Origin of the sequence: Pseudomonas sp. GR 6-02 (assembly GCF_001655615.1) — a bacterium.
Lineage (GTDB): Bacteria > Pseudomonadota > Gammaproteobacteria > Pseudomonadales > Pseudomonadaceae > Aquipseudomonas.
In genome coordinates, this window is the sequence record NZ_CP011567.1 from 2035875 (window position 1) to 2058638 (window position 22764).

Genomic DNA, 22764 nt, shown 5'->3' on the forward strand with positions numbered 1-22764 from the left:
ACACCTCAGTAGTAGACCTGTGGCACGGTCAGGTTGGTTGGCGGGATTTCAGTGCCGACCCATTTGACGAACAGCTCTTTGTAACGACCGGTGCGCACCTGTTGGTTGACGAACAGGTTGAGGTAGTTGAGCAGGCCATACTCGTTACGCTTGGCGCCGAGGGAGACGTAGTCGATCACGTACGGCGCGTTACCGGCGACTTTCAGGTTTTTGTATTTGCCCGATTTGAGGGTGGCGGCGGCCACGGTGTTGGTGACCACGGTGGCGTCGATATGGCCTTGGGCGACGGCCAGCAGGGTGTCGTTCTGCGACTGATAGGCGCGGAAGGTGCCGGTGCCCCAGTTCTTCACGTCTTTCTCTAGCGCGATGGCCTCATAGGTACCGCTGGTGTTACCCACGGGTTTGCCCTTGAGGTCATCGAAGCTGTTGATGCCGGTGTCGTCGCGGGTCAGCACCACCATCTGGAAGGCGAAGTAGGGCACGGTGAGGCCGACGGTCTTGGCCCGTTCGAGGGTGTCGGAAGTGGAGGCGACGATCACATCGGCCCGCCCGGAGACCAGCGCCGGAATACGGTCCGGGAACGGCGTCTCGACCACTTCGGCCTCGACCCCGAGGATTTTCGCCAGGTCATGGCAATAGTCCACGTCGAAACCGGCCGGGTTGTTACCGGCATCGCGGAAACCCATGGGCGGGAAGTCCAGGGTCACGGCGCAGCGCAGCTTGCCCGAACCGATGATGTCGTCGAGCTTGTCGGCCTGGGCGGTGGCAATGAAGGAGGTACTGAGAACAGCGCTGAGGGCTACGGCAAATGCGGGGTTTTTCATAGAGGCCTCGTTGATGTGAAGTGCTGTTGGATATCGTATTGGGGATTTCGTATACGATATTAAATATAGCAATCAACGTGCCCGTTTCCAGGCCGAGGCGTGAATTTGTTGGCAGACCTTGGAGTAGAGGTGTTGCGGTGCGTCAGAGTGACGCCGTGAGGGGCGGGGGCCGCGATGGTGGGTGTTACAGATGGGAGCAATGGTTGTGCGGGGCGCCCCTTTAGGGAACATCGGCGCCCTGCGATCACCCCGTGCTCTGACACACCCATGTGGCGAGGGAGCTTGCTCCCGCTGGGTTGCGAAGCAGCCCCAAATCCAGCAACCGCATTTTTCTGGCACACCGCATATGCCGGTTTTGCGACTGCTGCGCAGCCGAGCGGGAGCAAGCTCCCTCGCCACAATAAGTGCTCTCACTACAGACTTTCGTCAGCCCTGCGGATCGAGGTTATCCAGCACTCGATTCACCGCCAGCTCCCCGAGCATGACCACCGATTGAATCCCCAACATGATGTTGCGATGGGGCATGTCCATCAACCCGGCGAACTCACTGAGCATCATGCTGGCTGACGCCAGGGATTCGCAGGCGTTGACCAGCAGGGTTTCGTTATCGACCTTCGCACCCACATGGTAAATGGTGCTGGGTTTGCGCTGGGTGTCTTTGGGGGTGGGTGGTTTGAGGTAGTGATCGAGGGCGCGGTCGGCGGCTGCGTGGAGCTTTTTCGAATCGAGGGATTCGTAGGGGGAAACGTCGTCGGTTTCCGGAGGATTTGGCGTTGGTTTGAACATAGATGGAGCTCCAGATATTAAAAGTGGAGCCATCACCTTCGCTACCAAACGAAGAGGTGGTGGCCATACGCAGGTTGGTAGACCGGTCATCTGGCAACCCGGCGCGCCCGAGAGCGCCCTACGCATAGCCACCATAAAAACAGGAGACGAAAACAGTCTCTGCATTAGGTCGCGCTATGCGCCAGAAAACCGGGCTACCAAACCCGATCGCTGTTTTTTTCAGCGACAGGGAAACGATATAGCCCGGGCCACAGGCGCACTAGCCGGCGGATTCTGGCGTAGTCGTAGGCAGAGGCGCAAGGATGTGTAGCCTGGGTGAGTGTCTGGAGATGTCTATTAAACATCGCCTGTTTATTGGTCTTACTGTGGGTTGATCATTCCCATGCTCCGCGTGGGAACGATCCTTAGCGCTGAGTATCGCGATACTGACTCGGCGACAAACCGGTCAACGCACGAAACTGCCGGCTGAACGCACTGTGGTCGGTGTAACCGCAGCGCAGGGCGATCTCGGTGATCGGCAGGTCGCTGTGCAGCAACAGCCGAGAACCTTCATCCAGGCGCGCCTTGTTGATCATCTGCCGTGGCGTGAGCTGGAACACCCGCTTGCAGTGACGCTCCAGTTGCGCCACGGAGTAACCGGCGATGGCGGTCAGTTCGGCGAGGCTGATGGGGCGGGCGAAGTGGCTGCGGATGTGCGCGTCCACGGCGGCGAGTTTCTGGAACGCGGGGTGATTGGACTGTGGCGATTGCAGGTCGCGGGAGATCCCGGCCAGGCCCACGATGTGACCCTGTTCATCCTTCAAGGCGAGTTTGTGGGTCAGGCACCAAATCGGCTGGTTGCCGTAATACAGGTGCAGTTCCAGTTGGTCGGCCATCTCGCGACCGCTGGACAACACCCGTCGATCCTGTTCGGTGTACAGCGGGCCGAAGCGTTCCGGGAAGACCATCTCGGCGGTGAGCCCCAGCAGATCCTCGCGATGTTTGAAACCGCAACGCCGGGCCAGGGTCTGGTTGACGAAGGCATAGCGGGCTTCGCGGTCCTTGATGAAAAACACCACGTCCGCCAGGGTGTCGAGCAGCGGCGCAATCGGCTGCAGGCTGTTCAACAGCGTGGGCAGGTCGCAGGGTTTGAAGGTGCTGAGCGAGGGGTACATGGCGCTGGGGTCTGAGGGCGACCCCGGGATCATAGAGGCTCGACAGCGCGGCTGAAACCCCCGAGGGGGTTTCAGGCTGGCGGGGTGTCGTCCAGGCACATCAAGGTCTCGATTCGGGCCGGGCTGAAGGGCGGACGGGGCGCCGAGGGTTGCCAGCCAAACAGGTGCTGCACCGCGCCGCCACACACCCGGCCCTGACAGGCGCCCATGCCACAGCGACTGGCCAGCTTGGCTTCGCGCCAGTCGGTGTGCCCGGTCAATGCGCCGTAGGGCACGTCTTCGCAGCGGCAGACCAGGGTGGCGGGGCGGGCCAGGGATTTGAGTTGTGGGTCGAGGGCGAAGGCCTGATTCAGTGCCTTGGCAAAACCCTGCCAGCGCGCCCGACGTGGCCACAACTGGCGTGCCGCTTCAAGGTCACCGACCGCCGCGTGCCCAGCAATGGCACCTTCGACCAACGCCAGTTCACTGCCACCAAACCCGGTGCATTCTCCCGCCGCATAATGATCGACGCGACTGGCCTGCCAGGCATCCACGGCCAACGCCTGACCCTCGATGGCGTAACCCAGTGCCTGGCCCAATTGAATGTTAGGGATCAAGCCAAAACCACAGGCCAGCCGATCACATTCCAGTTCGACGATTTTGCCTTGTTGTTGCAGGCGCACACCTTCCAGCCGGTCAGTGCCAAGGGCGGCCAGCACATGCGTCGCGGTGCGGTAATGGCGGTCGAACAGGCTGAACGATTGCAGCCATTTGCCAGGCCAGCGGGGCAGTTGTGCGGCGAAACCGGCGACGGCGGTGCGCGAGGCTTGCTCGGCGATGCGCTGGATCTGCGCGCCGTGTTTTTTCGCGGTGGCGGCACTGGCCAGCAACAGCGGGCCGCTGCCGGCGATCACCACGCGCTCACCCTGCACCGGCAGGCCCGCCTTGATCAGCGCCTGCAAGCCACCGGCCCCGGTCACGCCGGGCAACGTCCAGCCGGGGAAGGGCAGCAGCAACTCGCGGGCGCCGGTGCACAGAATCAATCGGTGATAACTGATCAGCCAGCCGTCATCGTCATTTTCGACCAGCAGCTGTTTCGGACCGGGACTGGCGATCACCCGGGTGGCGGCGTGACGGCGAATGTTGCTGCACGCCTGCAATCGCTCACGCAGGTGACGGGCCTGATCGGGCACATTGGCTTGCGGACCGTCACGCCAGATTTGCCCGCCCGGCAGCGGATTGTCGTCGAGCATGACGATGCGTGCGCCACTGGGGGCAGCGGCAAGAGCAGCGGCCATGCCGGCGGGGCCGGCTCCGATGATCAGCAGATCGGCGTATTCGTTCATGGGCATGTCTGCACCTGCATGCCGTCGCGGCACAGTGTCTGGCAGGCCAGGCGTCGCCGGCCGTCGATGGTCACCCGGCATTCCTGGCAAATGCCCATGCCGCACAGCGGTGCGCGGCGTTGGCCACTGACCGAAGTGCGTGTGCATCCGTCGCTGCCCAGCGCCAAGGCTGCGGCGACGCTGGTGCCCTCGGCCACCTTCAAGGCGCGGCCGTCCAGCAGTAATTCAGGCATAGGCGGGTTCTCCGAGGAAACGCTGGGGCAGATAGGGTTGGGCGGTCAGTGGCGGGGTTTCGTTGAACAGCTGCGCCACCAGCAAGTCGGCCGTGCCGGGGGCCGTGGTGACGCCCAACCCTTCGTGCCCAACCGCCAGCCACAAGCCCTGCTGCTGTGGGTGCTGGCCCACCAGCGGCAGGCCGTCGGGGCTGGCGGCGCGAAAACCGGTCCAGGCGCGGATGCCGTTGAGCCGGGCCAGCCCTGGCATGTACTCGGCGGCACGCTTGAGCATTTTCGCCAGCATCCAGCCTTCGACCTGTGGGTCGGTGGTGCCGAATTGCCGCGAGGCACCGATGAACAATTGCCCGGTGGGGCGCGGCTGAATATTGCAGGCGGTCGATGGCCCGGTGGCGTTGTGGGCGCTGGTGACGTATCCCAGCTCCACCAAGGTGTGGGTGACGGTGCCGGGGTAGCGGTCGGTAATCAGCAGGTGGCCCTTTTTCGGCTCGATGGGCAACTCCGGGCACAGTTCGCTGGCCTGAATGCCGTTGGCCAACACCACGGCTTCGGCCCGCAACCAATGGCCGTCATCGAGGTAAACGCGATTGCCATCGACCGCGCTGACCCGCGCCCGGTGCTGACGGATGTTCGGTGTGTCGAGCATCCAGCGGGCCGTCGCCGGCGCATACAGAATGCCGTCGCCATTGATCAGCAAGCCGCCTTCCAGATCCTCGCGCAGTTCCGGTTCACGCTGACGCAAGGCGCTGGCACTGACCAGTTCGCACGCCACGCCCTGGGCTTTCAGGTTCAGGTATTTGCTGTGGGCGACCGCCATTTCCTCGGCGTTGGCTGCCAGCCACAGTGTGCCGTTGTTGCGGTAAGCGCAGCCGTCGGGCAGGTCCGGCGCCAGTTCACGCCAGCGTTGCAGGGAATATTGGCTCAGGGCCAGTTCGGCTGGGTTGTCATCGAGCACCAGCAGGTGGCCCATGCCCGCCGCCGTCGCACCGTGCAGGCCGGCGTCCAGCACCAGCACCTGCAAGCCACGACGGGCCAGTGCCTGGGCGCAGGCGGCGCCGATGATGCCGGCGCCGATCACGATCACATCGGCCACCAGGCCCTCGCTCATGGGCGAATGCCCCAGGCGAACGGGTCATCCTGTTCGATGATCAAACTGGCTTCGGCGCTGATAAAGGCACGGCCACGAATGGTCGGCACGATGCGCTCGCCTTGCCATTCATAAGAGCATTCGAACTCGCTGCCGATGACACTGGCCTGACGCCAGATCTGCCCCGGTTGCAACTTGTCGTCGGCGGCCAGGCAGGCCAGTTTGGCACTGGTGCCGGTGCCGCACGGTGAGCGGTCATAGGCCTTGCCGGGGCAGAGTACGAAGTTGCGGCTGTCGGCGTGATCGTCATCGGCGAACAGTTCGATATGGTCGATCAACCCGCCGTCTTCGCCACGAATGCCCTGGGCTTCCAGCGCTTGTTGCACGGCGTAGGTATAAGCGGTCAGCGCGTCGAGGTTGTCGCCGGCGACTCTCAGGCCATGCTCGGCGATCAGGAAAAACCAGTTGCCGCCCCAGGCAATATCGCCGACCACCTGGCCGATGCCCGGCACCTGCAACACCAACGCCTTGCGGTAACGGTAGGCCGGCACATTGCGCACGCTCACCGAATGGTCTTCGTGCAGGGTCGCCTGCACCGTCCCCACTGGCGTCTCGATGCGGTGCACACCGGGGCCGATTTTGCCCAGATGCGCCAACGACGCCACCAGGCCGATGGTGCCGTGGCCGCACATGCCCAGATAACCGCTGTTGTTGAAGAAAATCACCCCGGCACAGGCGCTCGGGTCTACCGGTGTGCAGAGGAGGGCACCCACCAGCACGTCGCTGCCTCGTGGTTCCAGCACACAGGCCGCGCGCCATTGATCATGATGGTCGGCCAGCCGCTTGCGCCGTTCAGCCATGCTGCCGGTGCCCAGGTCAGGAAAGCCGGCGGTCACCAGACGGGTCGGTTCGCCGCCGGTGTGGGAGTCGATCACGGTGATGCGTTTCATGGAAGGGCCACGTCCGTTCAGATGAGTGAACGCAAGAGTGGCCTGTGCGGCGGGGTGCCGGCTTGATGGATTTATCCTGTGCCGATGACGAAATCGGCACAGCATCCTGAGCCGTCAGTGGGCGTGGGGCAGGTGCTCGAACAGGGTCTTGCAGACCCCGGCAATGTGTTCGTCCAGCAGCTTCACCGCCAGCTCCACATCGCCGGCACGGCAGGCCGCGAGGATTTCGCGATGCTCGTGATCGGCCCGTTCCTTGCCGGCCGACAGGCTCATTTGCATGCGCAGGTAGCGCTCCAGCTTGTCGTTGACCGAACGAATCAGGCTGACCAGAAACGGCCGTTGTGCCGGTTCGTAGAGGCAGGCGTGCAGCTCCCAGTTGAGCTCGGCCCAGCGGCCCACGTCGTCCTCGCCGATGAATTCCTGACAGATACGCTCGGCACGGGCGAAGGTTTCTTCGGTCATGTTGGGGATGGCCAGGCGCAGTATTTTGTCTTCCAGCAACATGCGCACTTCGAACATCTGCGCCAGCTCGGCATCGGAAACCCGCGTGACCATCGCCCCACGATTGCGCTGGAACATCACCAGCCCTTCGGCCTCCAGCCGCTTGAGGGCCTCGCGCACCGGAATCTTGCTGACGTTGAACTGGCGGGCAATGTCGTCCTGGCGAATCGGCTCATCTTCAGCGAAATGCCCGGCGACGATCGCGTCGCGCAGATGACGGGTGATGATTTCCGAGGTCGAAGGCGTATTGCCAAGGTCGGGAGCGTTGAGTTTGGGTAGGTTCACGGCGGCGATCGTTTGGAGTGAGATAGCGATAGGGTATACGAAATCCTTTCGCTGATCTTCCCGGGACCGCACGAACGTCAGGACGCTGGTTGTGTTGGTCGAAGATTTGCTGCTTTACCGCATATACGGAAAAACATATATTCGGAAAAACGCATATTGATGAGGCTTGCCTGTGTCGCGAAGCCCGTGTTGCTGTATGAAACCCAAACGCCGAGACCCGAAATGGCTGACGCTCTGACGCCGACCACTGTTTTCAAATGCCTGGCTGACGACAACCGTGTTCGCATGATGCTGCTCATCGCCCGCGAGGGAGAGTTGTGTGTCTGCGAGCTGACCTGTGCGTTGGATGAGAGCCAGCCGAAAGTCTCCAGGCACCTGGCGCAGTTGCGCACCAGTGGATTGCTGTCGGACCGTCGACAAGGCCAATGGGTTTACTACCGGTTGCACCCGAGCCTTCCTGACTGGGTGCTTCAAATGCTGACTGTCGTGCTTGAAACCAACCAGCATTGGCTAAGCGCTGATGCCAAACGTCTTGAAGACATGGGTGAGCGCCCTGAACGGGCAGCCGCCTGCTGTCCGGTTCGATAATTTCAAGAGCCTATCCCTGACAACAGATACAGAGCACACCAACATGACTATCAAAGTGGGCATCAATGGTTTTGGCCGCATCGGTCGTCTCGCCATGCGCGCCGCCTGGCACTGGCCGGAGTTTGAGTTCGTGCAGATCAACGACCCGGCAGGCGACGCGGCGACGCATGCGCACCTGCTGAACTTCGATTCGGTGCATGGTCGCTGGAATGATCAAGCCAGCGCCGAGGGCAACTGCATTGTCATCGACGGCAAGCGCATCAAGGTTTCCGCCAACAAGGCGATTGCCGATACCGATTGGTCGGGCTGTGATCTGGTGATTGAAGCCAGCGGCAAGATGAAGACTGTCGCGGTGCTTCAGGCGTACCTCGACCAGGGCGTCAAGCGCGTGGTGGTCAGTGCTCCGGTGAAAGAAGAGGGCGCGCTGAACATCGTCATGGGCGTCAACCATCAACTGTTCAATCCGGCGGAACATCGCATCGTTACCGCGGCGTCGTGCACCACCAATTGCCTCGCGCCAGTGGTCAAGGTGATCCATGAAGCGCTAGGCATTCGCCACGGCTCGATCACCACCATTCACGACTTGACCAACACCCAAAGCATTCTCGACCAACCCCACAAGGATCTGCGCCGTGCGCGGGCTTCGGGCATGAGCCTGATCCCGACCAGCACCGGTTCGGCCACCGCCATCGCGGAAATTTTCCCGGAGCTGCGCGGGCGTCTGAATGGCCACGCAGTGCGCGTACCGTTGGCCAATGCTTCGCTGACTGATTGTGTGTTCGAGGTCGAGCGCGTCACCACGGTTGACGAAGTGAATCGGTTTCTCAAGGTCGCATCCGAGAACGAACTCAAAGACATCCTCGGCTTCGAGGAGCGTCCGCTGGTGTCCATCGACTACCGCACCGATCCGCGCTCATCGATCATCGATGCGCTGTCGACCATGGTCATCAACGGCACCCAGGTCAAAATCTATGCCTGGTACGACAACGAATGGGGTTACGCGAACCGCACCGTCGAATTGGCCAGGATGGTCGGTCTGGCCGTTTAAGGAGCGTTGATGAAAGCCTTGTCAGCCCTCGCGCCGTCAGTGCGGCAATACCTGCTTGTTACGGGCAATTACTGGGCTTTTACCCTCACCGACGGTGCCTTGCGCATGTTGGTGGTGCTGCACTTTCACGGGTTGGGCTACAGCCCGTTGCAAATCGCGGCGTTGTTTCTGTTCTACGAACTCTTTGGCGTGATCACCAACCTGCTGGGCGGTTATCTCGGCGCGCGACTGGGGCTGAACCGGACCATGAACATCGGGCTGGGGATGCAGGTGGTGGCGCTGTTGATGCTGACGGTGCCGGTGGCCTGGCTGACGATTCCTTGGGTGATGGGGGCGCAGGCACTGTCGGGGATCGCCAAAGACCTGAACAAGATGAGCGCCAAAAGCTCGATCAAGCTTCTGGTGCCCGACGGGCAACAGGGCACGCTTTATCAATGGATAGCCATCCTCACCGGCTCGAAGAATGCCCTCAAGGGCGTTGGTTTCTTTCTCGGCGGGGCATTGCTCGCCCTGATTGGTTTCAGAGGGGCGCTGCTGGCCATGGCCGGCGTTCTTTCGCTGATCTGGCTCGGCAGCCTGATCCTGTTGAAAAAGGACCTGGGCAAGGCGAAAGCCAAGCCCAGGTTCCGCGACATTCTCTCCAAGAGCCGGGCCATCAACATCTTGTCGGCGGCACGGATGTTCCTGTTCGGTGCCCGCGATGTCTGGTTCGTCGTGGCTTTACCGGTGTACTTGAGCAGCGTTTTTGGCTGGGACTTCTGGAAGGTCGGTGGATTCCTGGCGGCCTGGGTGATTGGCTACGGCATCGTGCAATCGCTCGCGCCGCGGATCACCGGCAAGCAACGAGGGCATGTCCCGGATGGCCGCGCCGCGTTTCTTTGGGCGGTTGCCTTGGCAGGCCTGCCGGCGGCAATCGCGCTGGGGCTGAACACCGGGTTGTCGCCACAGTGGGTGCTGTTGGGCGGTCTGATGATCTTTGGTGCGTTGTTCGCGGTGAATTCCTCGCTGCACAGCTACCTGATCGTGTCCTACGCCAAGGAAGACGGCGTATCGCTGGATGTGGGCTTCTACTACATGTCCAACGCCATGGGACGGCTGATCGGCACCGTGCTCTCCGGTTGGGTTTTTCAGGTCTTCGGGCTGGAAGCGTGTTTATGGATATCCAGCGCATTTGTTATTTTCGCGGCACTGATTTCTGTTAGGTTGCCGCGGCATTCCAATGTGCTCTAAATCGCTCTAAAAGTACTGTTTCACGCGTTTTACACTTATTAAGTGCAACTTCCATTTATATTTATTTTGGTGCATGTGACATTTTTCAGGCGCCAAATATTTGAAGTTTTTTATATGTAACGAAAAGCGATTGTTCTTAGCGCAATAAATTCATACACACGCTTACAACCTAAGCCATACATTACCCACCAGAACAGGCAGCGAGGAACAACTACAACAACCTGATCACTAAAAACCTGACACAACAAAAACTAAAATCTCCTTATAAGTCGGTGAACATCATGATTAAAATCATGGCCTACTTTTTAATAGGAGCTGGTATTGCAGGATGCAACGGTATGGTAAAACCCGACTTGTCGGGACCTGCCAATGATTCATATTTCTCAGTCTTCTCAGGCTTTCCCTTGCCCTATCTGTACACGGCCTCGGCCGTGCAATGGAACGAGGATTACGCCGTCACCACCCGCCACACCCCACTCATTCGCAACGTGATATACAGCTGCAGCACCGGTTGCGACCTGGTCTTCATCAAGCACAAGGCCGACGGCCATTATCCGTCATGGCGCGCACCGCGCGTGGGTGAGCACATCACTGCCGTGGGAACGAGTCCGTATATGACAACGGTCAGCGGGCAAGGCAAGGTGTATCCGGCGCCTTTCATCAACAGTGATGAAGGCAGCGGCGAACGCTATGCCATCCATGATGCCCCGATGATCAAGGGGATGTCGGGTGGGCCGGTTATCGCCAATGACGGCAGCATTGTCGGTATTAATGTCGGATTCTTCTCCACCACACTTCACGATGTGAGTTTTCACCCTGGGGTAAAGGGCGCTGAGCGGATCAGTATCTTTATTCCTTACTCGATCATTCAACGTGAGTGGGGGCTGATGCAGGCACAGCTTAACGATTCGCACGGCACGAAATACGCGCAGAAGTAGTGTTGGGTCATCACCGAATCCGGAACATCGGATTCGGTGTGACGTGGCGCGTCTATCACTCGCTTATTCAATCAAGGCGTATATTGATAGTGTCGATCCCGTTAGTTGAGGCGATAGCCAATCGTCGGTGGTTTGACAGGCGAGAGCGTTGGGGGGGAGTTAGATATCCCGGAACGTTTGGAGGTGTTACATGAGCCAATATCAACGACTCTTTCTGATAGCCGGCCCAGCCATGCGTCACACCCCGGCGTTGGAACGAGCTGTCGCCATCGCCGAAGCCACTGGCGCAGCGCTGCACATCACGGTGTTTATCGAAGACTCTCACCTTTTGGGGTTGATGAGCGCCGGTGCGCGGTTTCGTGAGGCCTGTCAGCAAGAGAATGAAAAGTGGCTGAAGGATGAAGCAGATCTGATACGCGGGCGCGGGGTCACGGTAAGCACCGAAGTGCTTATAACCCGCAGCGCGTTGCAAGAAATCCTTCGGCACGTGGCAGAAATGCAGCCGGATCTGGTGATCAAGGACGTACAGCACGAGTCTGCACTTAAGCGTGTTTTCGTTACGCCTCTGGATTGGCACCTGTTGCGCGAATGTCCGGTGCCTGTGCATCTGGTCAGCGAAGTCAGGTGTCCGCTGCCGCGGGTGATCGTGGCGGCGGTCGATCCGTCGCAACCCGATACGCAGATCACCGGCATCAACGACCGCATCATCCAGGCAGCGAACGGACTGGCCATGCAATGCAACGCAGAACTGCATTTGCTGCATGCCTATGATCTGTCGCTGACGCATATAGCCGACGCAGGCGCGGGTGCAGTGACGATGCCAGGCTTCAACAGTGACGTGCGCAAATCTCTGCATCAGTCATTCATCGCATTGGCCGACCACTTTGGCGTGCCCACCGAGCGACAACACTTCGTTGCGGGCCCGCCCGGCAAAGCGCTGGCTGACTTTGCAGCGCATCACCGGGCCGATGTGATCGTCATGGGCAATGCGCATCGCAAGGGGTTGGGCAAGTGGGTGGGCAGTACGACGGAGCATGTTCTGTATCGAGTGCCCTGCAACATCTTCGCGGTCACGGGGGCAGCGGATCAGTGAATGGAGTCGTTGTTAAATGATTCGCGAGGGACGCCTCGGCGACCGGGGCGGTTTTTTTTGTGGGCGCGTGCCGAGATGTCCTCGAAGGTATCGCTATCGGTTGCCGCCAGGAGCTTGCCACCGTCCTTCAGGGTGGCCATGAAGGTCACTTCCGTGTTGTTGCCCGCGAGCAGATAGCCAGCGATGGCACCGACCGGCCCCAACAACATCGCGCCCGCAATGCCCAGGCCGATGGCGCTCTTTATATTCTTGTTGGAGTCCGTGTTCTGGATTGTTAGATCTTTAAATTCCGAGACCGGGAAGCTTTTCCCCAGTCGTGGCTTAAGGGCCGTTTTGAGCGTGATGGTACCCGAGTGATATTCCCCGTCGCACTGCGGGAAGTCACCAGCGAGCACTATGATCTTTGCCATGTGGAATGTTCTCTTGGGCGATCATTTTGGGGGTAGACATTGCGCGCGCCCAAACTCAAAACGTCAACGAGCTGACGATGAGTGGCAGCCATGGATTTGCGATACACAAGTGTCAGTCTTCCAGGTCAATTTCATCTTCAGGCGCCCATCAAGCGTCGAGCAGGGCGGGGGGAGGATCGTCCGGCATGGTTATTCCTCCAGTCATGAACGCAAAGCGTAGCAGGCGGGTAGGGCTGTCGAGGTGGTCATAGCCCTGGTCATGGACGTTTTATAACGTTTGCCTCAAGCCGGCAGGTAATGCGTTTTAATTCTCCGTTGACCCGACAGCTGCTCGGAACCAACAACAGACCTTTCAGCCGAAAGGGGTTAACGGGGGATTAATGGACTTCTGGACCACCACGCAAGTATCGATTCTAGGGCTGGTTGAAGGACTCACAGAGTTTTTGCCGATCTCCAGTACAGGCCATCAGATTATTGCCGCGGACTTGCTCGACTTTGGCGGTGAGCGAGCCATGGCGTTCAATATCATTATTCAGTTGGGCGCTATTCTGGCGGTCGTCTGGGAGTTCCGTCGCAAGATTCTGGACATCACCACGGGTTTGCCGACCCAGCGTAATGCGCAACGTTTTACTCTGAATTTGCTGATCGGTTTCTTGCCGGCGGTGGTGCTGGGGGTGATGTTCGCCGACAAAATCCATCAATATCTGTTCAACCCGATCACCGTGGCCGTGGCGCTGGTGATCGGCGGGATCATCATGTTGTGGGCTGAACAGCGCGAGCACGTGGTAGTGGTCGATCACGTGGACGAGATGCGCTGGACCGATGCCTTGAAAGTCGGATGTGCACAATGCCTGGCGATGATTCCCGGCACTTCGCGTTCGGGATCGACGATTATCGGCGGGTTGCTGTTTGGCCTGTCACGCAAGACGGCCACCGAGTTTTCGTTCTTCCTTGCGATGCCGACAATGGTGGGGGCCGCGGTGTACTCGGGCTATAAATATCGCGACCTGTTCCAGGCCGCAGATTTGCCGGTGTTTGCCCTGGGATTTGTCGCCGCTTTCGTCTTTGCGATGATTGCCGTGCGCGGGTTGCTCAAGTTCATCGCCAACCATAGTTATGCGGTGTTTGCCTGGTACCGGATCGCCTTCGGTTTACTGATTCTGGCGACGTGGTTTTTGGGTTGGGTGGACTGGAATCACCTCTCGGAAGGGGCGTAGGTTTTCCTGTGTTGATAAAAAACGCCGCTTGTTGAGCGGCGTTTTTGTGTGAGCAGCTAAAAGCATCTAAAGCTTGTTGACCCGCGCCAGTGGCAGGCTGATTTGCTGTTCACGCTGCAGCAAATTCATCATCAGCAGTACCCGTTCTTCACCGTCCATGGCCAGGAACACCGCTTCGAGATCGCAGAACGGACCTTCAGTGATGCGCACCGCATCTCCGTGTTTCAACAGCGTGGTCACGATCGCCTGGCTGTCTGGTTCCTGGAGTTCGTCGATCAGCGCATCGCGGATCGGCAATGGCTGACCGCCAAACCCGACGACCCGCGAAACGCCGCGGGTCGAGCGCAGTGGACCCCAGCTGTCCTGAAGGCTCAGTTGAATAAACAGGTAGCCCGGAAACAGCGACTCGCTGATCACTCGACGTTGCCCGCGCAACATGCGCTCACGTCTGTAGGTCTTGCGAAAGCATGCATAGCCTTGGCGCTGCAAATGTTCTTCGGCGCGCTCATCTTGTTTGGGCTTGCACTGGACCAGGTACCAGGCTTTGGTGGCGTGTTCGGCAATCGCGTTCATTCAAATGCCCTCCCTGCATCGATCTGCCCCAGCAGCTCGGCGGTTTTGCGCTGCAGGAGCGAGCTGTCGCCCCGACTCTCCACGGTCAGGCAAGCTACGCAACCCTCGCCCGAGAGGCGCAAGCTGAAGCGCCAGTCGGCAAAGACCAGGTTCAGCCCGCTGCTTTCGTTGAGGTCGAGGGCGTCGCGGGCGTAACGCTGCTTGATGCTCGCCAGCAGCGCCGGACCATCCTTGACTTGGCGGCGGATCTCCCCGGAGGAGGGGAACGCGCCGATGCGTTCCACCAGCAGTACCGGTGGTTTTCGCACGCGGGGGAAAATCAGTTCCGACGCATAGGCGCGCACGATGCGGTACGCGAGGTTGTGCTTAAGGTCAGCGCTATACGGGTGGCGACTGTCATCTGCCTTGAAACCGCTCAACGTATTCATAGAGGCTTCGTCCATAAGGTGATAAAGACCATATCGGGGGACAGCAACATCACAGGGCGTTTTGATGCAGATGCTCGAAGCAGAAGTTGGTGGCTTCGATATAACCTTCGGCACCGCCACAGTCGAAGCGTCGACCCTCGAACTTGTAAGCCAGCACGCAGCCGTTCTGGGCCTGCTTCATCAGCGCATCGGTGATCTGGATTTCACCGCCCTTGCCAGGTTCGGTGTCAGCGATCAGGTCGAAGATGTCGGGGGTCAGAATGTATCGACCGATGATCGCCAGGTTGGACGGAGCGTCTTCCGGACGGGGCTTTTCGACCATGCTGTTGACCCGGTAAATCCCCTCGCGAATCAACTCGCCGGCAATCACGCCGTACTTCTGAGTCTGCTCGCGGGGTACTTCCTGGATCGCTACGATCGAACAGCGGAACTGCTCATAAAGCTTGAGCATTTGCGCCAGAACTCCATCCCCCTCCAGGTTCAGGCACAGGTCGTCGGCCAGCACCACGGCGAATGGCTCATCACCGATCAACGAGCGGCCGCTGAGAATGGCGTGCCCCAGGCCTTTCATTTCCACCTGACGAGTGTAGGAAAAACTGCAGGTATCGATCAGCTCGCGAGTGCCGTGCAGGAACTTTTCCTTATCGGTGCCACGAATCTGATGCTCCAGCTCGTAGCTGGTATCGAAATGATCCTCCAGCGCGCGCTTGCCGCGACCGGTGACGATGGCCATGTGTTGCAGGCCGGCGTCACGCGCTTCCTCGACGGCATACTGGATCAGCGGCTTACTGACGATCGGCAGCATCTCCTTCGGCATGGCCTTGGTGGCGGGTAAAAAGCGGGTCCCATAACCGGCGGCGGGGAACAGGCATTTACGAATCATGGAAGCGTCCTTGAAAGTAGACTGATGGAATAGCTGATGGCAGTAGGAAAGATTCGATCCAGGCTGGCCGAACCGGTCACGCTGGGGAGTGCGGGCTCGAAGCGGCCCGGTCACTCAAGAACAATGTTCGCAACGCGCCAGGGGCTGCGAATGGTCTGCACGCCATGCTTCTCGCCAGGCGCGGGCAGGGGAGACATCGAGCAGCCGATTTGCCGGCGAGCATGCCCGGTTGTTCCACGGCATGCTCGTGACGTAACCCGCTGTAAATAGAGTTATTGCCCAAGGCGTCCCTTACCCAACTACTAACCAAATGTTCGACACCCTGGCAATGCAGTAGCGGAACGGCTATACATTAGTCATTCGCTATTTCAGTATAATTTAGATTGAACAGTCGCCAGAAAACGACAACCGTTAGAAATTGTCTGAATAAATTCACTAACTGTTATTTTTGTACTCTGGAGAGTGCGATGTTATTTTTTGTCTGGATAAAAAGTTGAGGGCTGTTCAAGCGTCATGGTAATAAATACGCATTGATTGTTTGAAAGTTTCAGTCGCAGTTCCTGGTCGTTATAAATGCCCGGGCTCATTCGTAATTTAAAGCTCTTATGTTCGGCAAGTGCTAGGTCACCGCCAATGTTGACAAGACGGGGAAGGTCATCTTGCTTAAAAGGGTTTTGATTGTCTGTGTTGGCAATATATGCCGCAGTCCCACCGCGGAGCATTTGCTGCGTGGGGCACTCGTCCATTCCGATATTCAGGTCAGTTCAGCCGGCCTTGCCGCCCTGACGGGCAAGCCCATCGAGCCGACAGCACACGCCGTGCTCACAGAGCATGGTCATCTGCCCCATGAGCACCAGGCCGTTCAGCTCACTTCTCAAGCCGTCAGTGAGGCGGACTTGATTCTGGTGATGGAGCGGCGACATGTCAGTGGCGTGCTCAACATTGCCCCTGAAGCGCGGGGCAAAGTGTTGCTGTTGGGCAAGTGGCAGGACGATCGAGAGATCAGCGACCCCTACCGTCAAGGCAAACCTGCTTTTGTGCACGCTTATGCGTTGATCGAAGAAGCCGTACACGCATGGGCACAGCGTCTGGCACGCTGATGGCCACTTCCTTTTTGAATCGTAATCAAGGCAAAGAATCCGACTTATGCAGCAAGCACCGGTAGTCAACGTGCGGGACGACGACAATGACGAGATTGATCTTCTCGGCCTGTTTGGAACACTCATCGACCATAAATGGCTGATTGCCGCGGTTACCGGCGCCTTCATGGTCGCAGGGGCCGCGTACGCAGTGCTGGCGACACCGGTATTTCAGGCGAATGCGCTGTTGCAGGTCGAAGCGAAGAAGAACGACTTATTGGGCTTCTCGGATATCGGCAGCATGCTGGGCAAGGAGTCTCCTTCGGCCACCGAAATCGAGTTGATCCAGTCCCGCTCCGTGATTGGTAAAACTGTCGATAACTTGAAACTTGATATTGTCATACAGCCGAAGTATTTCCCGGTTTTCGGTGAGTTCCTGGCGCGTCGATTCCAGAATAATAATCCCGGTGAAATAGCCGAACCCTTGTTGGGGTTGAACAGTTTCGCCTGGGGAGGGGAGTCGCTGAAGATCTTCAAACTGGATCTCCCCGATTCGCAACTGGGCAAGAAATTGACCCTGACCACGGGTGAAAATGGTCATTTCACGTTGGTGGATGAAGATGACAACCTATTGGCGGCCAGCCGGGCCGGAGAGCTTTTCGAAAAAAATGGCGTAACGTTTCAAATAGAGGAACTGCACGCCAATCCTGGTACCCGCTTCCGCATTATCCGTAACTCCCGCCTGACCAGTATCCTCGACTATCAAGAGGCCCTGGATGTAGTTGAGCGCGGAAAAGAGTCGGGCATGATCGGTCTGGCGCTGGAAAGCACAGATCCGGACCAGGCGATTAAAATACTCAATGAAATCGCCGCTATATATGTACGGCAAAACGTAGAGCGCACTTCAGCAGAGGCTGCGCAGAGCCTGGCGTTTCTCAAAGAGCAACTTCCTGAGGTCAAGAAGGATCTGGAAAAAGCCGGAAATGCGTTGAATGAGTACCAGACGCGCAGCAAGTCCGTGGACATCACGCTCGAAACCAAAGCCATTCTTGATCAGATAGTCGGGCTCGATACCAATATTTCCGAGTTGAAGTTGCAGCAAGCCGAGATGGACCGCAAGTTCACCCGTCAACATCCTGCCTATCGCGCATTGTTGACCCAGATCGGTGAGTTGACCAGCAAGCAGAAAAGTTTGGCGTCCAAAGTAGAGAGCCTTCCCTCTACCCAACAAGAATTGCTGAGCCTTACCCGGGATGTAGAGGTCGGTACGGCCATTTACACCCAGCTGCTGAATAAGTCTCAGGAACTGGATGTGATGCGCGCGGGCACTGTCGGTAACGTACGCCTGATCGACACCGCGGACGTCAACTTCCTCAAACCGGTCAAGCCGAAAAAAATCCTGATTGTATTGATCGCCACTCTTCTTGGCGGCTTCCTGGCGGTGGCCCTGGTGCTGGTACGCAAGGCACTGAACCGGGGGCTGGAGAGTCCGGAAGCCATCGAGCAACTTGGGTTGCCGGTCTATGCGTCGATTCCCTACAGCATTCTGCAGAAAGCCGAAGAAGATAAAGTCTCCCGCGGACGAGGGCGTTCCAATGGGGCTTCATTGCTGGCCGTCACTCATCCTACCGATCTGGCAATCGAGGCATTGCGCAGTTTGCGTACCAGTCTGCACTTCGCCATGCATGAGGCCGACAATAACCGCTTGATGATTTCCGGGCCCAGCCCTCAGGTGGGCAAAACGTTTGTCTCGGTCAACCTCGCGGTGGTGATAGCACAGACCGGGCTGCGGGTATTATTGATCGATGTCGACATGCGCAAAGGCTATTTGCACAAAGTGTTAGGTGTTTCTTCAGACAATGGGCTCTCCGATGTTCTGGCCCGACGCTGTGATGTGGCCACCGCCATCCATAAGACCGCAATCGACAACTTCGATTTTGTCAGTCGAGGCCTGATTCCTCCCAATCCTTCCGAGTTACTGATGCATGCCAATTTCAGTGCGCTATTGGAGCAGGTGAGTGAGCTTTACGATCTGGTGATTCTCGATACACCGCCACTATTGGCAGTGACAGATGCGGCGATCGTCGGGCGTCTGTCCGGGACCAATCTGATCGTGACGCGCTATGGCCTGAACCCGGCGAAAGAAATCGAGTTGACAGTGCGCCGGTTCACCCAGAACGGAGTTGCCATTAAAGGTGCGATTTTTAATGGCGTAGAGAGAAAGGCTTCCAACAAGTATGGCTACAGTGATTATGGTTATTACCACTATGCCTACGCCTCCGACAAAAACTAAAGGGTATTGAACAGGTCGCGTCATCCGTTCAGATTTTTACGGTATTGCTGTTGTTCTTGAGTTTTTGTCGTTTATTGCTGCGCTGGATCACTAGCCAATAGGCATGATCAAACCGATAGTTCATGAAAGCACCACGTCCTGAGGAAGATGACGAAAAATCCTGGGGCGGTAGCGTGCTTAATGCCACGTCCTTCCTCACCGGCCATTCTTGCCGCCGGACTTGAAGGCTAGCAAGGAATCCAGGATTCCTTGGGTTTCCAAGTGGGTGGCGTGAGCCAAAAACCAACATTTGTACCAAGGTAATCATCATGAAAGTCACTGTATTCGGAATTGGCTACGTAGGCCTTGTTCAAGGGGCGGTGCTAGCCGAGATTGGCCACGATGTAATTTGTGTGGACGTAGATGAGCAAAAAGTAAGAAATCTGGAGCAGGGGATTATTCCAATCTATGAGCCTGGACTGGAAGTTTTAGTCAAAGAGAACTACACCGCCGGAAGGTTGAAGTTCACGACGGACGCGGCATCAGCAGTGAAGCATGGGAAGGTTCAATTCATTGCGGTAGGCACACCGCCTGATGAGGACGGATCTGCGGATCTAAAATATGTGCTGGCTGTTGCCGAAACGATAGCAAATAATATTGAAAGCAATTGCATTATCATTAACAAGTCTACCGTTCCTGTTGGAACAGCCGATAAAGTGAGGGATCGAGTTGCGAGCGTACTGGCTCAACGCGGCCGTACTGATCTCTCATTTGACGTTGCATCGAATCCAGAATTTTTAAAGGAAGGTTCTGCAGTATCGGACTGCATGCGTCCGGATCGGATAGTTATTGGTACGGAACAGGCGAGTACAGAAGAAGTCATACGTGACCTCTATGCTCCTTTCAACCGTAATCACGAAAAAATAATCGTCATGGACGTTCGCAGCGCTGAGCTGACGAAATATGCAGCCAACTGCATGCTTGCAACAAAAATCAGCTTCATGAATGAGATTTCTAACTTGTCAGAAATGCTCGGTGCTGATATCGAAATGGTGCGAAAGGGCATAGGTTCAGATCCCAGGATTGGTTACCACTTCATCTATGCAGGATCCGGGTATGGTGGCTCTTGTTTTCCTAAAGATGTACAAGCCCTCATTAAGACATCCGAGCAACTGGACTTTGATGCAGTAATTCTGAAGTCCGTAGAAGCAAGGAATAATGAGCAAAAGAGTGTAATTTTCAGGAAAATAATTAATCACTACAATGGGGATATCGCAGGAAAAACATTCGCTCTTTGGGGGTTGAGCTTTAAACCCAATACTGATGATATGCGTGAAGCACCCAGTCGAGTACTGATGGAGGCACTGTGGAAAAACGGCGCCAAGGTGAGAGCGTATGATCCGGAGGCGATGGAAGAAACTCAGCGAATTTACAATAATCGTGATGACTTGAGTTTGTGCGGAACCAAAGAAGAAACTTTAAAAGAAAGCGATGCCTTAATCATAATAACTGAATGGCAAGCCTTCAAGGCACCCGATCTGGATCAAATTGCAAGCCAACTTAGCGAGCCTATAATATTTGATGGAAGAAACCTTTTCGATCCTCAAAAGCTTAAAGATAAAGGTATTAAATATTACTCCATAGGCCGCCAGTAATATTACAAGTTGAAGTGGGGGCTTTGGCCTCCGCTTCAAACAAACCCCATCGCAATAATGTCCCTGTTCCAGCATCTACCCGGACCCATATGCTGCTATATGACCTGGATCTTGCTGGTTGTCTCAGCCAACTTGGTCAGACACAAAAGCGATCAAGCTATTGAAGTCAACTGCTTAAACAATTGGCTACCAAGACCACAATGAATATACTGAAATCGAAATCACTTCACTTGCTATGCGTTCGAATTATCGGCGCCGTAGCCGTGCTGCTTGCAAATATTGTTATTCTGAAAATAGAAAGCAGTGATTTGGCGGGCTTGTTTCTTGTTGCTTATACTATATTTCAGATTTCCGCAGTTATAGCGCGCTTCGGATCGGACATCCACCTGGTAAGAAATTATTATAAGCAGTCAAGCGAGGCAGTACAGGACTGCTTCAATCAATCAGTAGTAGTTAGCCTTCTGATGGGGTCAATACTGAGCCCTATTACATATTTCCTTGGAGATTTCTATGTCCAGCACTGGAGTAGCCTATCAAGCGCTAGTAGTAATCACTCGTCAATACTTCTTATTTTTATACTGATTCCTGTATTTTCCGCCGCTAATACTGTTTTTTTTATATATCAAGCCAGGCATAAGACCGTCACCCAAATCCTGGGTATAAATGTCATTCAGCCCTGGGCTTTTTTGGCTTTTTATCTGGCGATTAAGCTCGCAACTCACCTTGATTTTCTATCGTTAGCTCCCGACACAACCATTGTAGCCTCCTTCTACGCCTCCATTTTAATTTACCTGATTATATCTGTTGTGTTTGCAAGAAAAGCAAATATGACGTGGGCTCCGATATCTGCGCTATCTAAAAAGCCACTCAATAAAATTCTAGCTTCACAATTGAAGTATGCATCCGCAACAATAGGAACGCAGCTAGTAGGTTGGTTGCCATATCTGTTGGCCTCCTTGCTTTTAGGAGCTTCATTTGCTTCCGTCTTCAACATACTCCAAAGACTGGCAATGCTTTCAACCTTCATATCGGTATCAATAAATTCTATATCTGCGCCTCGATTTTCAGAGCTTGCCAGTCGATCAGACTATCGAGCCATAAAAAAAATATTTTGGTCCAATACAAAGAAGTTGACTTCCTTCTCCTGCATTTATTTGGTTTCGCTGCTGGCGTTAGTCAGGTTTAGTGAGCAAATACCGGAAAGCTTCCACGTCGCATGCTACATCGTATTGTTAGGCTTTTTTGTAAATTGCTCTACATCAGTGTGCGGATATTATTACCAGAACGCTTCAAATATTCACCATCTTAACGTGGCGCTGTATCTGACTGTCGCACTATCTCCGTTCGTGACTTATTGGCTTTTAGGGGGCTGGGGCACGTTGGGTGCAGCAGTTGCCATCGGGAGTACCATTGCGTGCGTTAATGTAATCTTATTCCCTCTAGCAACACTAGACCTTAATCGGCGCACATCGACAAATGTCATTAGTTCAACTCAATCGTAGCTAAACCTTCAGGTTTGTCATGACACTCACACAGAGCCAGCTTGTACAAGTTAACTTCCTTGTTGTGGTTTACTCTACCAACCCTAGTTTAACCACTACGCTCAAATCGCTAGCTACCCTGGATTTTCAGTCGGCAGGAATTATCCCAAAGTTTTCAATTTGGGATAATTCTGAGCAGGGATTCGGAGAGGCATCAATCCCAACATTGCCTGGCCAAATAACGTATCACCACAGTGGAAAAAACGAGCACCTTTCGAAGGTATACAACACTCTGATCTCCAATAGTGCAGGCTCGGACTATTTTATAGTTTTGGATGACGACTCCAGCATAACTAATGATTATATATCAAGTTTGGATTTGTTTTTCAGGAGTCGTGTGCCAGTGGCGGTGCCGCAAATTTTGTTCAATCACAGCCTTATATCACCTGGAACCATAAAGGGGGTTCGTGGCAGAGCATTGAACTTACAGAGTTTGGCGACAGGTCCCGTCCCATCTAAAAATATAGTGGCAATGATGAGCGGGACTGTCATATCTAAAGAAGCGCTGTCGCGGGGCCTAAAGTTTGATGAGCGCTTGAGTTTCTATGGGGTTGATACACGATTTTTTATCGACTACGCGAACTGCTATAACGAAATATTTATTCTCAAGACATCAATTCCCCATAGCTCGGCACTCAGAGAGGGCGGACAAGCTTATGCCAAA

The 22764-nt window shown here is 56.1% G+C and carries 24 protein-coding genes; 10 read left to right on the forward strand and 14 right to left on the reverse strand.

Annotation, left to right across the window (positions count from 1 at the left end; genetic code table 11):
• Positions 1 to 5: 5 nt before the first annotated feature.
• From PGR6_RS08940 to PGR6_RS08975, 8 genes are all read right to left on the reverse strand, one after another.
• Positions 6 to 824, reverse strand: coding sequence for an ABC transporter substrate-binding protein (locus PGR6_RS08940; RefSeq protein ID WP_018928300.1), 819 nt, complete (start codon positions 822 to 824; stop codon positions 6 to 8).
• Between the two features lie 426 nt (positions 825 to 1250).
• The gene (locus PGR6_RS08945; RefSeq protein WP_064616857.1) at positions 1251 to 1610 is read right to left on the reverse strand and encodes a DUF6124 family protein; all 360 of its coding nucleotides are present in this window, start codon (positions 1608 to 1610) and stop codon (positions 1251 to 1253) included.
• A gap of 404 nt (positions 1611 to 2014) precedes the next feature.
• Entirely contained in the window at positions 2015 to 2764 is a 750-nt protein-coding gene (locus tag PGR6_RS08950; protein WP_019581955.1) for an AraC family transcriptional regulator, read from the reverse strand.
• A gap of 71 nt (positions 2765 to 2835) precedes the next feature.
• Positions 2836 to 4089: an NAD(P)/FAD-dependent oxidoreductase gene (locus PGR6_RS08955; RefSeq protein ID WP_064616858.1), complete on the reverse strand. Its 1254-nt coding sequence runs from the start codon at positions 4087 to 4089 to the stop codon at positions 2836 to 2838.
• The gene (locus tag PGR6_RS08960) at positions 4086 to 4322 is read right to left on the reverse strand and encodes a (2Fe-2S)-binding protein (RefSeq protein WP_008074690.1); all 237 of its coding nucleotides are present in this window, start codon (positions 4320 to 4322) and stop codon (positions 4086 to 4088) included. Before PGR6_RS08960 ends, PGR6_RS08955 begins: the two co-directional genes overlap by 4 nt.
• Positions 4315 to 5430 carry an NAD(P)/FAD-dependent oxidoreductase gene (locus PGR6_RS08965; RefSeq protein WP_064616859.1) on the reverse strand — a complete coding sequence of 372 codons (1116 nt, stop codon included), beginning with the start codon at positions 5428 to 5430 and terminating at the stop codon, positions 4315 to 4317. Before PGR6_RS08965 ends, PGR6_RS08960 begins: the two co-directional genes overlap by 8 nt.
• The gene (locus PGR6_RS08970; RefSeq protein WP_064616860.1) at positions 5427 to 6359 is read right to left on the reverse strand and encodes a 4-hydroxyproline epimerase; all 933 of its coding nucleotides are present in this window, start codon (positions 6357 to 6359) and stop codon (positions 5427 to 5429) included. Before PGR6_RS08970 ends, PGR6_RS08965 begins: the two co-directional genes overlap by 4 nt.
• A 114-nt stretch (positions 6360 to 6473) precedes the next feature.
• On the reverse strand, positions 6474 to 7145 hold the full coding sequence (locus tag PGR6_RS08975) for a GntR family transcriptional regulator (protein ID WP_007935506.1): 672 nt from the start codon (positions 7143 to 7145) through the stop codon (positions 6474 to 6476).
• 222 nt (positions 7146 to 7367) lie between these two features.
• On the opposite strand from PGR6_RS08975, the gene PGR6_RS08980 reads away from it, so the two are divergent.
• From PGR6_RS08980 to PGR6_RS09000, 5 genes are all read left to right on the forward strand, one after another.
• Entirely contained in the window at positions 7368 to 7733 is a 366-nt protein-coding gene (locus PGR6_RS08980; RefSeq protein WP_026286596.1) for a metalloregulator ArsR/SmtB family transcription factor, read from the forward strand.
• A gap of 43 nt (positions 7734 to 7776) precedes the next feature.
• Complete coding sequence (locus PGR6_RS08985) at positions 7777 to 8781, forward strand: ArsJ-associated glyceraldehyde-3-phosphate dehydrogenase (RefSeq protein WP_064616861.1); 1005 nt, start codon at positions 7777 to 7779, stop codon at positions 8779 to 8781.
• A gap of 9 nt (positions 8782 to 8790) precedes the next feature.
• The gene (gene arsJ / locus PGR6_RS08990; protein WP_064616862.1) at positions 8791 to 10011 is read left to right on the forward strand and encodes an organoarsenical effux MFS transporter ArsJ; all 1221 of its coding nucleotides are present in this window, start codon (positions 8791 to 8793) and stop codon (positions 10009 to 10011) included.
• A 338-nt stretch (positions 10012 to 10349) separates the two neighbouring features.
• Positions 10350 to 10949 (forward strand): trypsin-like peptidase domain-containing protein, encoded by a 600-nt coding sequence (locus PGR6_RS08995; protein ID WP_018928290.1) that lies wholly within the window; start codon positions 10350 to 10352, stop codon positions 10947 to 10949.
• A gap of 190 nt (positions 10950 to 11139) precedes the next feature.
• Positions 11140 to 12042: a universal stress protein gene (locus tag PGR6_RS09000; protein WP_064616863.1), complete on the forward strand. Its 903-nt coding sequence runs from the start codon at positions 11140 to 11142 to the stop codon at positions 12040 to 12042.
• Here PGR6_RS09000 and PGR6_RS09005 read toward each other — a convergent pair.
• Positions 12036 to 12452, reverse strand: coding sequence for a hypothetical protein (locus PGR6_RS09005; protein WP_018928288.1), 417 nt, complete (start codon positions 12450 to 12452; stop codon positions 12036 to 12038). The genes PGR6_RS09000 and PGR6_RS09005 overlap by 7 nt on opposite strands.
• Positions 12453 to 12832: 380 nt before the next feature.
• Between PGR6_RS09005 and PGR6_RS09010 the strand changes: the two genes are divergently transcribed.
• Positions 12833 to 13669 carry an undecaprenyl-diphosphate phosphatase gene (locus tag PGR6_RS09010; RefSeq protein ID WP_019581965.1) on the forward strand — a complete coding sequence of 279 codons (837 nt, stop codon included), beginning with the start codon at positions 12833 to 12835 and terminating at the stop codon, positions 13667 to 13669.
• Positions 13670 to 13735: 66 nt separating this feature from the next.
• On the opposite strand, the gene rfaH is transcribed toward PGR6_RS09010, so the two are convergent.
• The 4 genes from rfaH to PGR6_RS09030 all read right to left on the reverse strand — a co-directional run bounded on the left by rfaH (position 13736) and on the right by PGR6_RS09030 (position 16299).
• Positions 13736 to 14242 (reverse strand): transcription/translation regulatory transformer protein RfaH, encoded by a 507-nt coding sequence (gene rfaH / locus PGR6_RS09015; RefSeq protein ID WP_019581966.1) that lies wholly within the window; start codon positions 14240 to 14242, stop codon positions 13736 to 13738.
• A complete protein-coding gene (locus tag PGR6_RS09020) occupies positions 14239 to 14670 on the reverse strand; it encodes a hypothetical protein (RefSeq protein ID WP_018928285.1) in 432 nt (143 codons plus the stop codon). The genes rfaH and PGR6_RS09020 overlap by 4 nt, the downstream gene beginning before the upstream one ends.
• A gap of 49 nt (positions 14671 to 14719) precedes the next feature.
• Positions 14720 to 15553 carry a UTP--glucose-1-phosphate uridylyltransferase GalU gene (gene galU, locus PGR6_RS09025; RefSeq protein WP_018928284.1) on the reverse strand — a complete coding sequence of 278 codons (834 nt, stop codon included), beginning with the start codon at positions 15551 to 15553 and terminating at the stop codon, positions 14720 to 14722.
• Between the two features lie 470 nt (positions 15554 to 16023).
• The gene (locus tag PGR6_RS09030) at positions 16024 to 16299 is read right to left on the reverse strand and encodes a hypothetical protein (RefSeq protein WP_064621216.1); all 276 of its coding nucleotides are present in this window, start codon (positions 16297 to 16299) and stop codon (positions 16024 to 16026) included.
• Here PGR6_RS09030 and PGR6_RS09035 point away from each other — a divergent pair.
• Positions 16213 to 16653, forward strand: a complete 441-nt coding sequence (locus tag PGR6_RS09035; RefSeq protein ID WP_172901207.1) for a low molecular weight protein-tyrosine-phosphatase — start codon at positions 16213 to 16215, stop codon at positions 16651 to 16653. The genes PGR6_RS09030 and PGR6_RS09035 overlap by 87 nt on opposite strands.
• Before the next feature lie 46 nt (positions 16654 to 16699).
• Entirely contained in the window at positions 16700 to 18925 is a 2226-nt protein-coding gene (locus PGR6_RS09040; RefSeq protein ID WP_064616864.1) for a polysaccharide biosynthesis tyrosine autokinase, read from the forward strand.
• A 28-nt stretch (positions 18926 to 18953) separates the two neighbouring features.
• On the opposite strand, the gene PGR6_RS29875 is transcribed toward PGR6_RS09040, so the two are convergent.
• Positions 18954 to 19235, reverse strand: coding sequence for a hypothetical protein (locus PGR6_RS29875; protein ID WP_140393619.1), 282 nt, complete (start codon positions 19233 to 19235; stop codon positions 18954 to 18956).
• On the opposite strand from PGR6_RS29875, the gene PGR6_RS09045 reads away from it, so the two are divergent.
• Together PGR6_RS09045 and PGR6_RS29880 are read left to right on the forward strand one after the other, a co-directional pair.
• Complete coding sequence (locus PGR6_RS09045) at positions 19234 to 20559, forward strand: UDP-glucose dehydrogenase family protein (RefSeq protein ID WP_064616865.1); 1326 nt, start codon at positions 19234 to 19236, stop codon at positions 20557 to 20559. The two genes, PGR6_RS29875 and PGR6_RS09045, sit on opposite strands and share 2 nt — an antisense overlap.
• Positions 20560 to 20759: 200 nt before the next feature.
• Complete coding sequence (locus PGR6_RS29880) at positions 20760 to 22061, forward strand: lipopolysaccharide biosynthesis protein (protein ID WP_140393618.1); 1302 nt, start codon at positions 20760 to 20762, stop codon at positions 22059 to 22061.
• The last annotated feature ends 703 nt before the right edge of the window (positions 22062 to 22764 follow it).

Excerpts from the sequence above, each read along its gene's own strand:
- PGR6_RS09030 (WP_064621216.1), bottom strand. The coding sequence starts at position 16,299 with ATGGACGAGTGCCCCACGCAGCAAATGCTCCGCGGTGGGACTGCGGCA.
- PGR6_RS09005 (WP_018928288.1), bottom strand. The coding sequence starts at position 12,452 with ATGGCAAAGATCATAGTGCTCGCTGGTGACTTCCCGCAGTGCGACGGG.
- PGR6_RS08995 (WP_018928290.1), top strand. The coding sequence starts at position 10,350 with ATGGTAAAACCCGACTTGTCGGGACCTGCCAATGATTCATATTTCTCA.
- PGR6_RS08960 (WP_008074690.1), bottom strand. The coding sequence starts at position 4,322 with ATGCCTGAATTACTGCTGGACGGCCGCGCCTTGAAGGTGGCCGAGGGC.
- PGR6_RS29875 (WP_140393619.1), bottom strand. The coding sequence starts at position 19,235 with ATGATGATTACCTTGGTACAAATGTTGGTTTTTGGCTCACGCCACCCA.
- PGR6_RS09040 (WP_064616864.1), top strand. The coding sequence starts at position 16,700 with ATGCAGCAAGCACCGGTAGTCAACGTGCGGGACGACGACAATGACGAG.
- PGR6_RS29880 (WP_140393618.1), top strand. The coding sequence starts at position 20,760 with ATGAATATACTGAAATCGAAATCACTTCACTTGCTATGCGTTCGAATT.
- PGR6_RS09020 (WP_018928285.1), bottom strand. The coding sequence starts at position 14,670 with ATGAATACGTTGAGCGGTTTCAAGGCAGATGACAGTCGCCACCCGTAT.
- rfaH (WP_019581966.1), bottom strand. The coding sequence starts at position 14,242 with ATGAACGCGATTGCCGAACACGCCACCAAAGCCTGGTACCTGGTCCAG.
- PGR6_RS09000 (WP_064616863.1), top strand. The coding sequence starts at position 11,140 with ATGAGCCAATATCAACGACTCTTTCTGATAGCCGGCCCAGCCATGCGT.
- PGR6_RS08985 (WP_064616861.1), top strand. The coding sequence starts at position 7,777 with ATGACTATCAAAGTGGGCATCAATGGTTTTGGCCGCATCGGTCGTCTC.
- PGR6_RS08945 (WP_064616857.1), bottom strand. The coding sequence starts at position 1,610 with ATGTTCAAACCAACGCCAAATCCTCCGGAAACCGACGACGTTTCCCCC.
- PGR6_RS08955 (WP_064616858.1), bottom strand. The coding sequence starts at position 4,089 with ATGAACGAATACGCCGATCTGCTGATCATCGGAGCCGGCCCCGCCGGC.
- PGR6_RS08980 (WP_026286596.1), top strand. The coding sequence starts at position 7,368 with ATGGCTGACGCTCTGACGCCGACCACTGTTTTCAAATGCCTGGCTGAC.
- PGR6_RS08965 (WP_064616859.1), bottom strand. The coding sequence starts at position 5,430 with ATGAGCGAGGGCCTGGTGGCCGATGTGATCGTGATCGGCGCCGGCATC.
- PGR6_RS08970 (WP_064616860.1), bottom strand. The coding sequence starts at position 6,359 with ATGAAACGCATCACCGTGATCGACTCCCACACCGGCGGCGAACCGACC.
- PGR6_RS08950 (WP_019581955.1), bottom strand. The coding sequence starts at position 2,764 with ATGTACCCCTCGCTCAGCACCTTCAAACCCTGCGACCTGCCCACGCTG.
- arsJ (WP_064616862.1), top strand. The coding sequence starts at position 8,791 with ATGAAAGCCTTGTCAGCCCTCGCGCCGTCAGTGCGGCAATACCTGCTT.
- galU (WP_018928284.1), bottom strand. The coding sequence starts at position 15,553 with ATGATTCGTAAATGCCTGTTCCCCGCCGCCGGTTATGGGACCCGCTTT.
- PGR6_RS09045 (WP_064616865.1), top strand. The coding sequence starts at position 19,234 with ATGAAAGTCACTGTATTCGGAATTGGCTACGTAGGCCTTGTTCAAGGG.
- PGR6_RS08940 (WP_018928300.1), bottom strand. The coding sequence starts at position 824 with ATGAAAAACCCCGCATTTGCCGTAGCCCTCAGCGCTGTTCTCAGTACC.
- PGR6_RS09010 (WP_019581965.1), top strand. The coding sequence starts at position 12,833 with ATGGACTTCTGGACCACCACGCAAGTATCGATTCTAGGGCTGGTTGAA.